Raw genomic sequence first — 11,080 nt, 5'->3', positions numbered from 1 at the left:
CGCCATGTGGATCATCCCTTCGTCGTGTTCTGCGCGGGACCAGCCGTTGCGGGGCCCGCCGTGCCGTCCATCCTGCCACGATGCGCCGACGGGCGGCAGGGCGGGGTGGTTCGGCGGAGGGCGCGGTGCCGTGTGCGTCCCGTTGTCGGGACCGGGCGTCACAATGGTGCGATGGCCACGACGTCCCCGGTGCTCCCGTCGTCGTTCTCCCCTGCCACCGCGGCGTGGTTCGAGGAGTCCTTCGAGGCGCCCACGCCCGCGCAGGCCGCCGCGTGGGAGGCGATCGGGCGCGGGGACGACACCCTCGTGGTCGCCCCCACCGGCTCGGGCAAGACCCTGGCCGCCTTCCTGACCGCGATCGACCGCCTGAGCTCCGGCGGGCAGAGCACGAGCCGGCAGAGCGCGAGCAGGCAGAGCACAGCAGCAGTCCCCGCCTCCCCCTCGGCGGGCCGCCGGACGGGCCGCTCCGCAGGCGGCGGCGAGCGCCCCGGAAGGGCGCGCGGCACCACGAGTGTCCTCTACCTCTCGCCCCTCAAGGCACTCGGCGTGGACGTCGAGCGGAACCTGACCTCCCCGCTGGTGGGCACCGCGCGCACGGCCGAGCGGCTCGGCGAGCCGCGCTGCGCGGTCAGCGTCGGGGTCCGCACCGGCGACACCCCGGCCGCCGAGAGGCGCCGCCTCGGCTCCCACCCGCCGGACATCCTCATCACCACCCCCGAGTCGCTGTTCCTCATGCTCACGTCGCAGGCGCGAGAGACGCTGCGCGGGGTGGACACCGTGATCCTCGACGAGGTCCACGCCGTGGCGGGGACCAAGCGCGGGGTGCATCTGGCCCTCTCCCTGGCCCGGCTCGACGCGATGCTGGAGACCCCGGCGCAGCGCATCGGCCTGTCCGCGACCGTCGAACCGGTCGAGGAGGTCGCCGCGTTCCTCACCGGCACCGACCGCGCCCGCGAGGTGACGGTGGTGCGGCCCGAGTCGACCAAGCGGTGGGACCTGACGGTCACCCTGCCGGTCCCGGACCTGCAGGCGATCGACCCGCCCGCCGACGCGGTGGACGACGAGGACGTCTCGGGCACGATCTGGCCGCACGTGGAGCGGGCCGTGCTCGAGAGGGTGCTCGCGCACCGCTCCACCATCGTGTTCACGAACTCGCGCAGCCAGGCCGAGCGGCTCACCGGCAAGCTCAACCGGCTGCATGCGCGGCGGCTCGCCGGGCAGGCCGAGGCCCGGTCCCGGGCGCACGACCCGGACGCTCAGGACGCAGCAGACCTGGAGGTCGAAGGCTTCGAGGAGGTCGAGGGGGTCGAGGAGGTCGAGGAGGTCGAGGAGGTCGAGGAGGTCGAGGACATCGCGCGTGCCCACCACGGCTCGATGTCCAAGGAGGTGCGCGCCCAGATCGAGGACCAGCTGAAGTCCGGGGCGCTGCGCTGCGTGGTCGCGACCTCCTCCCTCGAGCTCGGGATCGACATGGGCGCGGTGGACCTCGTGCTCCAGGTCGCCGCGCCGATGTCGGTCTCGAGCCTGCTGCAGCGGGTGGGGCGCGCCGGGCACGACGTCGGCGCCGTCTCGACCGGCTCCCTGCATCCCCTGCACGCCGCGGACGTGCTGCGCACCGCCGTGGCGGTGCAGGAGGCGGTCGCCGGGAGGATCGAGCCGCTCGCGGTGCCGCGGAACGCGCTGGACGTCCTGGCCCAGCACACGGTCTCGGCCGCCGCGATGGAGGATCTCCAGGTCGACAGGTGGTTCGACCTGGTCCGCTCCGCACACCCCTATCGGGCGCTGCCCCGCTCCGCCTTCGACCAGACGATCGACCTGCTCGCCGGCCGCTATCCCTCCACCGCCTTCTCCGAGCTGCGTCCGCGGCTCGTGCACGACCACGAGACCGGGACGCTGTCGGGCCGTCCGGGGGCGCAGCGCCTGGCCGTGACCAGCGGTGGCACGATCCCTGACCGCGGGCTGTACCCGGTGCACCTGGTCGCCGGGGACGACGACGCCCAGCCGCGCCGGGTGGGCGAGCTGGACGAGGAGATGGTCTACGAGTCCCGTCGCGGGGACGTGATCACCCTGGGCACCACCAGCTGGCGGATCGAGGAGATCACCGCCTCGAGGGTGACCGTCTCCCCCGCCTTCGGTCTCACCGGCCGCATCCCCTTCTGGCACGGCGACGGGGACGGTCGCCCGGCGAGCCTCGGTCGCGCGATCGCCGCCGCGCAGTCCGAGCTCTCCGTCCTCGAGCACTCCGCGGCCGAGGAGCGGCTCCGCGCGCTCGGACTCGACGGCAACGCCCGTACCGTGCTGCTGGATCACCTGGCCGAGCAGCGGGAGGCGACCGGTTCCGTGCCCGGGCCGCAGCAGCTCGTCGTCGAACGCTTCCTCGACGAGCTCGGCGACTGGAGGGTGGTGCTGCACTGCGCCCTGGGGCAGCGCATCACCGGACCGTGGGCCCTCGCGGTCGGTGCCCGGGTCGAGGAGCGGTACGGCCTGGACGGTCAGGTGATGGCGGCCGACGACGGCATCGTGCTGCGGATCCCGCACGGTGAGCAGCCGCCCGGCGCGGACCTGTTCGTCTTCACCCCCGAGGAGATCGAGGAGGAGGTGCGCCGGCTGGTCGGCTCCTCCGCCCTGTTCGCGGCGCGGTTCCGGGAGTGCGCGGCGCGCGCCCTGCTGCTGCCGCGGCGCGACCCGAACCAGCGCGCGCCGCTGTGGCAGCAGCGCCAGCGCTCCGCGCACCTGCTCGAGGTGGCACGCCCCCATCCGGACTTCCCGATCATGCTCGAGGCCGCCCGGGAATGCCTCCAGGACGTCTACGACCTCCCCGCGCTGGTGGAGCTGATGGGGCAGATCGGCCGGCGCCGGCTCGAGGTGCGGGAGGTCGAGACCCCCTCCCCCTCGCCGTTCGCGCGCTCGCTGCTGTTCGGGTACATGGCGCAGTTCCTCTACGACACCGACGCCCCGCTCGCCGAGCGCCGCACCGCAGCCCTCGCGCTGGACCAGTCGCTGCTGGCCGAGCTGCTGGGCTCGGTGAGCCTGCGCGAGCTGCTGGACGCCGAGGTCATCGCCGAGGTGGAGAACCGCCTGCAGGGCCTCACCGAGGAGCGGGCCCTGCGCAGCGGGGAGCAGATCTCCGATACGCTGCGCCGCCTCGGTCCGCTCACGCACGAGCAGATCAGTGCCCGGGCCGCCGCGGACGTCGACGTCGCGGCCGAGCTCGCCCGCCTGCAGGAGACGCGGCGGATCATCGTCGTGCGCATCGCCGGGCGCGAGCACCTCGCGACGATCGAGGACGCCGGCCTGCTGCGCGATGCACTGGGGACGGCGCTCCCCTCGGGGATCCCGCAGGCGCACCTGGGCCCGGCGGACCGCGCCGTCGCCCAGCTGCTCTCCCGCTGGGCCCGCGGTCGCGGCCCGTTCCCCGCCGCCGAGCCCGTGGAGGCCTTCGGTCTCGCCCCCGGAGTCGCCCGCAGCGCCCTCGAGCAGCTCACCGCGGAGCGCACGCTCACGCAGGGCGAGTTCACCCCGGGCCGGGAGGGCGAGGAGTGGGTCGAGGTGGACGTGCTGCGCCGCATCCGTCGGGCGAGCCTCGCCGCCTCCCGACGCGAGATCGCGCCCGTACCGGGCCCCGTGTACGCACGCTTCCTCGGCGAGTGGCAGCACCTGGCCGGCCGCCGCCCCGACGGCCGCCGGGAGCGTGCCGCCTGGAACGGCCGGGACGGCCTGCTGTCCGTGGTCGACCAGCTCGCCGGGGTGTCCCTGCCGCTGTCCGCCTGGGAGTCGCAGGTGCTGCCCGCACGGCTGCCGGAGGTGACCCCCGCGCTGCTGGACGCGGCCTTCGCGGCCGGCGAGCTCGTGTGGACCGGGCACGGCCGGCTCGGCGGCGACGACGCCTGGATCCGGCTGCACCTGGCGGACGCGCTGCCGCTGGGCCTCGACGCCGACGCGCTCGAGGAGGCCGCAGAGGGCCTTGCAGAGGGCTCCCTGCCCGCGCGGATCCTCGCCCTGCTGCGCGGCACCCCCGGCGCGCTGCGGCACGGCGAGATCCTCGCCGCCCTCGCCGACGGCGGAGAGGCAGCCGCCCCCGAGCAGATGCAGCAGGCTCTGTGGGACCTCGCCTTCGCCGGGCTGCTGACCAACGACTCCTTCGAGGCGCTGCGCACCTACGGCCGCGGCGCTGCCCCGTCCCGCACCTCCCGGACGACGGGCCGGTCCCGGCCGCTCACCCGGCGCGGCGCCGCGCGGCTGTCGGCCGCGATGATGCGGCAGGGCGCGACCTCCGTCTCCGAGCTGTCCACGGGCCCGTCCGGGGCAGGGCGCTGGTCCGCGGTGCGAGTGGATCCGGTGGACCCTGCTGCCCGGGCGGGAGCGCTCGCGACGCTGCTGCTGGACCGGCACGGCGTGCTCACCCGCGGTGCGATGGACGTGGAAGACGTCCCCGGCAGCTTCGCCGCGGTGTACCGCGTGCTCTCCGTGCTCGAGGAGAACGGCAGCTGCCGCCGCGGCTACTTCGTGGACGGGCTGGGCGCCTCCCAGTTCGCTCCGGTCGAGGCGGTGGACCGCCTGCGCGACCGCGACCGGGAGACGGAGACGTCGCGCGGCCCTGACGGCGCAGGCGGCCCGGACGGTTCCGGGGTGGGGCCCTCCGCGGACGCCACGACGGTGGCGCTCGCGGCGACCGATCCCGCGAACCCCTACGGGGCGGCGCTCGCCTGGCCGGCCCTGAGCATCGATCCGCCGGAGGGGACGACGGTGCGGCCCGCCCGCCGCGCCGGCGCGCTCGTCCTGCTGCAGGACGGGCACGTCCTGGCGGTGGTCGACAAGGGCGCCAAGCACCTGCTGTGGTTCGCCGCGGAGGCCGCGACGGCGGCCGCCGCCGCGCAGCTGGTCGCCGCGATCGCCGAGGACTCGCGCCTGCCCCAGCTGCGGATCGAACGGATCAACGGCCATCCGATCGACGCCTCCCCGGTCGCTCCCGTCGGCGAGGCGCTCGTGGCCGCCGGCTGCTACCGCTCCCCCAAGTCGCTGCGCCTGCGCGCAGGCGGTCGCTGATGCCCGAGGGGGACACCGTCGCGCGGCAGTGCCGCGTCCTGCACGAGGCGCTCGCCGGGGCGACGCTGACGGCGTGCGACCTGCGAGTGCCGCGCCATGCGACTGCGGACCTGGTCGGCTGGCGGGTGCGGGAGGTGCGTCCGCGCGGCAAGCACCTGCTGATGCGGCTCATACCGCCGTCCCCCGAGTCGGCGTCCCTGACCCTGCACACCCATCTGATGATGGACGGGATCTGGCACGTGGACGGGAGGGCTCTGCGCTCGAGCGACACCAGCGCCGGCCCCCGATCGGCGGAGACGATCCGGGTGGCGCTCACCGCGCGACACGACGAGGGCCGGGAAGCCCGCGCCATCGCCTACGACGTCAAGCAGGTGCGTCTGGTGCGCACCGCCGAGGAGGCCGAGCTGGTGGGGCACCTGGGGCCGGACCTGCTGGATCCTGCATGGGACGAGGACCCGTCCCTGCGTGAGCGCGCCCGGGAGAATCTCGCCGCGGAGCCCACCCGACCGATCGGCCTGGCCCTGCTCGACCAGCGCAACCTCGCCGGGATCGGCAACATCTACCGCAGCGAGCTGTGCTTCCTGCAACGGGTCCACCCGGCCGCCCCCGTCGCCTCCGTCGGCGACCTCGGCGCGTTCGTGGACCTCGCCCGACGGCTGCTGGCCCTGAACCTGGATCGCGCGGTGCGGGTCACCACCGGCGGGATGCTGGGCCGGGACGGGGACCTGTGGGTCTACGGACGCGGTGGCCGGCAGTGCCGACGGTGCCGGGCCCGGATCCAGCGCGGCGAGCTCGGCGAGCCCCGTCTCGAGGGCACGGAGCCGCGCGTGCTGTGGTTCTGCCCTCGCTGCCAGACCGGTCCGGGCGCCCCCCGCGCGATGAGAGGCCCGGATCCTCGGTAGACTCCTGGCCCGTCAGCCTCCATAGCTCAATGGATAGAGCAACGGCCTTCTAATCCGTAGGTTGCAGGTTCGAGTCCTGCTGGGGGCACCGTCGGCCAGGCTCGATGCCCGGCCGCCCCCCTGCACGTGCCGCGCCTCGGCGTCGATCGGCGCTGTCGTCGGCACATTCGTCGGCTCCTTCATCAGCTCCCCTCGTTCCGCACGCCGCGCACGCCTTCACTCGTCACCACGACGGTCCTCGTCGCGGCCCGGTCGCTGCCACACCAGGCCGGCCCCGACGGCTCCTGCCATTCCGGCGACCAGGTCGAGAGCGGTGTCGAGCGGTGCGACGTGGACGGAGGAGTCGACCCAGTGCCACCCGGCCAGCTCCATCACCTCCCAGAGCACCGCGAGCACGGCGCCCGTGACGGCCACCTCGGTCACCGAGGGCGAGCGCGTCCGGACCACTCGGGCTACGAGGACCGCCAGCACCCCGGTGAGCGCGGCATGCACCGGCATGTCCCACCAGGGGAACCTCTCGTACAGCAGCAGGAACGAGCTGACCGCGGCGAGGAGGCAGAGGGCCGAGGTGGCCACCTCCCACGGCAGGGGCAGACGGGTCCGCCATCCCACGACCTGGGCGAGCGCCACCAGCATCGCGACCGCGACCTCCACCCACAGGCCGGAGGCCGCGAATCCGGCCGCGAGGGCCAGACCGGACCAGCGCACGGGCAGCAGGGCCGCCTCCCGGCCCCGGCGCGGTCCATCGTGCGCACGCCTCACGGCGTCGCCGAAGCGGTCCGGGCCGGTCGCCGGGCGCACCGGCTCGAGAGCCTCTCCGCCCAGCGCTCCCACGGCCTCTGTGTCCTCCAGCTGCGGCGCAGGGTGGTCAGGCCGCGGGCCCAGCGTCGGCGGCCGCCCCGGTCGATCCGGAGCGCCCGCGGGGACATCGACACCCTGACCGACCAGTCGAGACGAACGCTGCTGTCCGGCCCCACCTGGAAGGACAGGTCCATGTCGTCGTGCACGCCGTCGCAGCGCGAGACGCGACCGCGGACCTCTCGCCACCAGCTGGTGCGCATCGACATCGTGGTCCCGAAGGCCGGCAGGTGTCCGAGCGCGGCGCCCACGGCGACCATGTAGAGGCCCAGGTACGCCGCCGCGGCGAGCACGCCGAGCGGAGGCGGCAGACGGAAGCGGGCGGGGCCGGTGACGATCACGACCCGGGAGCCGCCGCGCCGGTGCGCTCTCTCGTGGGCGGCGATCCACCCGGGAGGGGGACGGCTGTCCGCGTCGCAGCGGAGGATCACCTCGCCCCGTGCCCGGTCGTAGCCGGCGGCGGCCGCGGCGGGAATGCCGGGCCGGGGCTCGGAGAGGACGATGCAGCCGGCCGCCCGGGCCACGTCGGCGCTGTCGTCCCGTGAGCCGTTGTCGACGACGATGACCTCCAGCGGTGGGCGCGTCTGCCGCGCCAGGGCGTCCAGGAGGCCTCGCAGCTGCGCGGCGTCGTCCCGCACCGGGACCACGACCGAGCTCCTCGACGAGGCGCGCGTCGCGTCGGCATGCGCGGCTCGACGACGTTCCCGGGGGCGTCGCCGGGCGCGAGCGTGGGATCGAGTGCTCATCTCCTTAGATAGGCTACATAAGAAGTCGTCGTCCGTCCGAGATGCGCGCCGGGCGACGGACCGCGTGCCGAGGCGGGCGGCTCCTCCGCCGGCCTCGCAGGACGACCGGAGAGGGCCAGATCACATGACCACCGACGCACCCCACCAGCCCGCCGAGCACGAGCCCGGCACGCCTCCGCACGATGCGCCCCTGGTGCTCGTCACCGGGGCCACCGGCTACATCGGGGGCCGGCTCGTCCCGGCGCTGCTCGACGCCGGGCTGCGGGTCCGCGCCCTCGCACGACGGGCCGACCGCCTGGACGGTCGGCCGTGGCGGCATGCCGTCGAGGTCGTCGAGGGCGACGTGCAGGAGCCGGACAGCCTCGACGCGGCCCTGAGGGACGTCGAGGTCGCGTACTACCTGATCCACACGATGGGCGGGGGCAAGGACTTCGGCGACCGGGATCGGACCGGCGCCCGTCACTTCGCCGCCGCCGCGGAGCGCGCCGGGGTCTCGCGCATCGTGTACCTCGGCGGGATGCATCCGGCGGCCGAGGAGCTCAGCCCGCACATGGCCTCCCGGCGCGAGGTGGCGGAGATCCTCCTCGACGGCGCGGTGCCGACGATCGTGCTGCGCGCGGCCGTGATCCTGGGCTCCGGGAGCGCGTCCTTCGAGGTCATGCGGTACCTGGCCGAGCGCCTGCCGGTGATGGTCGCCCCGCGCTGGGTCCACAACCGGATCCAGCCGATCGCGGTGCGCGACGTGCTCCACTACCTCGTCGGTGCCGCGCGGGTCGAGGGCGCCGCGGATCGCACCCTGGACGTCGGCGGGCCCGACGTCCTCACCTTCGCCGACCTGATCCAGGCCTACGCACGGGCCGCCGGACTGCCCCGCCGCCGCCTCCGCACCGTCCCCGTGCTCACGCCGCGACTGGCCAGCCACTGGATCGGCCTGGTCACGCCGGTGCCCCGCTCCATCGCCGGACCGCTGGTCGAATCCCTCGTCCACGAGGCGGTCGCCGCGGACTCCGCGGTGCGCTCCGTGATCCCGGATCCCGAGCACGGGCTGATCGGGGTGGACCGGGCCATCGCTCTCGCGCTCGAGCGCATCCGGGAGTCCGAGGTCGCGACCACATGGCACTCGGCCACCCCGGCCGGCGCCCCCTCGGCCCCGCTGCCCGAGGACCCGGAATGGTCCGGCGGCGTCACCCGACGCGATGAGCGCAGCCGCCACGTCGATGCCGAGCCGGCCGCCGTGTGGGCCGTCATCGAGGGGATCGGCGGTTCCAACGGCTGGTACTCGTGGCGCCTGGGCTGGGTCGCCCGCGGCCTCATGGACCGGGTGGTGGGCGGTCCCGGGCTGCGTCGCGGTCGGCGCCATCCTCATCGCCTGACGGTCGGCGAGGCGGTCGACTGGTGGCGGGTCGAGCGCCTGGACCCCGGCCGACTCCTGCGCCTGCGGGCCGAGATGCGCCTGCCCGGCCGGGCCTGGCTCGAGCTCGCAGTCGATGCGGCCGACGGCGGCGGCTCGGTGCTGCGCCAGCGGGCCGTCTACCACCCCCGCGGCATCGTCGGGGATCTGTACTGGTGGGCCGTGTGGCCCTTCCACGGCGTGGTGTTCGGCGGCATGCAGCGGAACATCGCCCGGGCCGCCGAGGAGGCCGAGGAGGCCGGGTCAACGGGTCAGGACGCCGTCTCCGCGCCGACGGGGTAGTCCACGAACGCGAAGGCCGAGCTGTCCGGTGCCCAGCTCGGCACGTTGATCGTCCCCTGGCCCCCGTGGAGCCCGACCACGGTGGTGGGCCGATCCCACTCCCCCGCGCGCACCAGGCGCAGCTCCACCTCACGATTCTCGGGATGGCCGAGGGTGCCCGGTGCGAAGCTCAGGTAGACGAGCACGTCCCCGTCCGGGGAGATGTGCGGGAACCAGTTCACCCGCTCGTCGCGGGTGAGCTGCTCGAGTCCGGTCCCGTCGGGCCGGATGCGGGCGAGCTGGGCATGGCCGGGCGTCTGGCTGAACTGCTCGGTGTTCAGCAGGATCCACTCGCCGTCGGGGGTGTACTCGCAGCCGTCCGCCGGGCCGCGATCCGTCGTGACCGCTCGGTCACCGGTGCCGTCCACGCCGATGACACGGATCGTGACCCTCCCCCACCGGTCCTCGCCCTCGGGCAGCACGTGCACGTAGGCGAGGGCGGCGCCGTCAGGGCTCACTCCGTGCAGGAAGTGCAGCCCGCCGTCCTCGGCGGTGATGCGACGCGGAGTGCCCGCGGTGGACGGCGCTCCCGCGGAGGACGGTCCTGCCAGCGGGACCTCCCAGACGTGGCCGTCGTTCGCGGAGGCGTAGATCGCGGTGCCGTCCGGGGCGAGCACGTGGTCGTTGTTCACCGGCGGCAGGCCCGCGACCTCGAGCGGGCGCGGTGCGGCGCCGCCGTCGGCGGGCAGGAACCACAGTCGGCCGTCGGCGTTGACCAGCAGTCGATCCTCCGGCGTCCAGTTCGGGGCCTCGTAGAGCCGCTCCGCCGACTCGTGCACCGTGCGCACCTCTCCCGTGGCGCGGTCCCAGATCCGGATCCGACAGCGCTGACCGGGGCGCAGTCGGCGGCCGGGCCGCCGTCCCTGCTCGTGCTCGGGCACGGCGTCACCGTCGCGCTCCTGGGCCGAGGCATCCTCACGTTCACTCATGCGCGGCAGTCTGCCAGGCCGCGCGCCCGCAGGGAGGCCGGGACCAGGATCATTTCGCTACGCTGGCGGCCGCCACCTCGTGAGGAGCCCCAGACCGTGCTGAGAGTCCTGACCATCGCCGCGATCCTCGTGCTCGTGCTGCTGCGGCTCGCCCGCACCCGCTTCGGGTCCCGGCTGCTGGGGGTCTCGCAGCGGACGCTCGGGATCGTCTTCCTCGCGGCTCTCGCGATCGCCGGTGTGCTGGCGGTGGTGCTCGAGCAGTGGATCCTGCTGGCCGTGGTCGCACTGCTGCTGGTGCTCCATCTCGTCGAGGAGCTGCGCCGTCGGCTCAGAGCTCCCGACCGTGCCGCGAGGAGCCCTCGTTCCACTCGGTGACCCAGTCCGGCAGCTCGAGATCCTCGGGCAGCGGCCGGGCCAGCGCGAGCACCTCGTCCATCGGCACCGAACCTCCCGACCTCCGCAGGAAGCGGGCGCGCACGACGGCGTCGGCCACCAGCTCGTCGTCGCGCCGGAACACCTGCTCCATGTAGATCCAGCGCTCGTCGTGGCCGATCACGCGCGAGGCGAGGTCGAACCGCTGCCACAGCTGCAGGGACCGGCGATAGGTGATGGTCTGCCCCGCCACCACCGGGTACCAGCCCTTCTCGGTGACGCGCTGCCAGAACCGCGAGCGCACCATGAGGTCCATGCGCCCCAGGTCCATGAGGGTCAGGTAGCGGCCGTTGTTCATGTGCCGCTGCACGTCGAGGTCCCCGGGGTTCACGCGGAAGGTCACGTGCGAGGTGTCCCAGATGCTCAGTCGACTGCGCAGGCGCACGCGGAGCATGAAGAGCAGCAGGCGGAAGTACAGGTTCACGGCGGGATCCT

8 protein-coding genes and 1 tRNA gene are annotated in these 11,080 nt (G+C 74.4%); 5 read left to right on the top strand and 4 right to left on the bottom strand.

Annotation, left to right across the window (positions count from 1 at the left end):
- The first annotated feature begins 171 nt into the window (after window positions 1-171).
- From ACT3SP_RS17735 to ACT3SP_RS17725, 3 genes are all read left to right on the top strand, one after another.
- Window positions 172-5,046 (top strand): ATP-dependent helicase, encoded by a 4,875-nt coding sequence (locus ACT3SP_RS17735; protein WP_444588616.1) that lies wholly within the window; start codon window positions 172-174, stop codon window positions 5,044-5,046.
- Complete coding sequence (locus ACT3SP_RS17730; protein ID WP_444588615.1) at window positions 5,046-5,948, top strand: DNA-formamidopyrimidine glycosylase family protein; 903 nt, start codon at window positions 5,046-5,048, stop codon at window positions 5,946-5,948. The genes ACT3SP_RS17735 and ACT3SP_RS17730 overlap by 1 nt, the downstream gene beginning before the upstream one ends.
- A gap of 15 nt (window positions 5,949-5,963) precedes the next feature.
- Window positions 5,964-6,036: transfer RNA gene (locus tag ACT3SP_RS17725), tRNA-Arg, on the top strand.
- Window positions 6,037-6,164: 128 nt separating this feature from the next.
- Here the strand turns inward: ACT3SP_RS17725 and ACT3SP_RS17720 are convergent.
- On the bottom strand, window positions 6,165-6,710 hold the full coding sequence (locus ACT3SP_RS17720) for a hypothetical protein (RefSeq protein ID WP_444588614.1): 546 nt from the start codon (window positions 6,708-6,710) through the stop codon (window positions 6,165-6,167).
- On the bottom strand, window positions 6,707-7,552 hold the full coding sequence (locus ACT3SP_RS17715) for a glycosyltransferase family 2 protein (protein WP_444588613.1): 846 nt from the start codon (window positions 7,550-7,552) through the stop codon (window positions 6,707-6,709). The genes ACT3SP_RS17720 and ACT3SP_RS17715 overlap by 4 nt, the downstream gene beginning before the upstream one ends.
- 124 nt (window positions 7,553-7,676) lie before the next feature.
- Between ACT3SP_RS17715 and ACT3SP_RS17710 the strand changes: the two genes are divergently transcribed.
- Window positions 7,677-9,245: an SDR family oxidoreductase gene (locus tag ACT3SP_RS17710; protein WP_444588612.1), complete on the top strand. Its 1,569-nt coding sequence runs from the start codon at window positions 7,677-7,679 to the stop codon at window positions 9,243-9,245.
- Here ACT3SP_RS17710 and ACT3SP_RS17705 read toward each other — a convergent pair.
- Window positions 9,215-10,213, bottom strand: a complete 999-nt coding sequence (locus tag ACT3SP_RS17705; protein WP_444588611.1) for a TolB family protein — start codon at window positions 10,211-10,213, stop codon at window positions 9,215-9,217. The two genes, ACT3SP_RS17710 and ACT3SP_RS17705, sit on opposite strands and share 31 nt — an antisense overlap.
- A gap of 96 nt (window positions 10,214-10,309) precedes the next feature.
- Between ACT3SP_RS17705 and ACT3SP_RS17700 the strand changes: the two genes are divergently transcribed.
- A complete protein-coding gene (locus ACT3SP_RS17700; protein ID WP_444588610.1) occupies window positions 10,310-10,588 on the top strand; it encodes a hypothetical protein in 279 nt (92 codons plus the stop codon).
- Here ACT3SP_RS17700 and ACT3SP_RS17695 read toward each other — a convergent pair.
- Window positions 10,542-11,069: an acyl-CoA thioesterase gene (locus ACT3SP_RS17695; RefSeq protein ID WP_444588609.1), complete on the bottom strand. Its 528-nt coding sequence runs from the start codon at window positions 11,067-11,069 to the stop codon at window positions 10,542-10,544. The two genes, ACT3SP_RS17700 and ACT3SP_RS17695, sit on opposite strands and share 47 nt — an antisense overlap.
- Between the last annotated feature and the right edge of the window lie 11 nt (window positions 11,070-11,080).

It is taken from the genome of Brachybacterium sp. AOP43-C2-M15 (genome assembly GCF_052446295.1).
In the GTDB taxonomy this organism is placed as follows: domain Bacteria; phylum Actinomycetota; class Actinomycetes; order Actinomycetales; family Dermabacteraceae; genus Brachybacterium.
The sequence above is the reverse complement of the archived record's forward strand: the minus strand, read 5'-3'. Positions and strand labels throughout refer to the sequence as shown.

What these genes read in the sequence shown, in the direction of transcription:
- ACT3SP_RS17735 (WP_444588616.1), top strand. Translation starts at nt 172, where the DNA reads ATGGCCACGACGTCCCCGGTGCTCCCGTCGTCGTTCTCCCCTGCCACC.
- ACT3SP_RS17710 (WP_444588612.1), top strand. Translation starts at nt 7,677, where the DNA reads ATGACCACCGACGCACCCCACCAGCCCGCCGAGCACGAGCCCGGCACG.
- ACT3SP_RS17705 (WP_444588611.1), bottom strand. Translation starts at nt 10,213, where the DNA reads ATGAGTGAACGTGAGGATGCCTCGGCCCAGGAGCGCGACGGTGACGCC.
- ACT3SP_RS17715 (WP_444588613.1), bottom strand. Translation starts at nt 7,552, where the DNA reads ATGAGCACTCGATCCCACGCTCGCGCCCGGCGACGCCCCCGGGAACGT.
- ACT3SP_RS17730 (WP_444588615.1), top strand. Translation starts at nt 5,046, where the DNA reads ATGCCCGAGGGGGACACCGTCGCGCGGCAGTGCCGCGTCCTGCACGAG.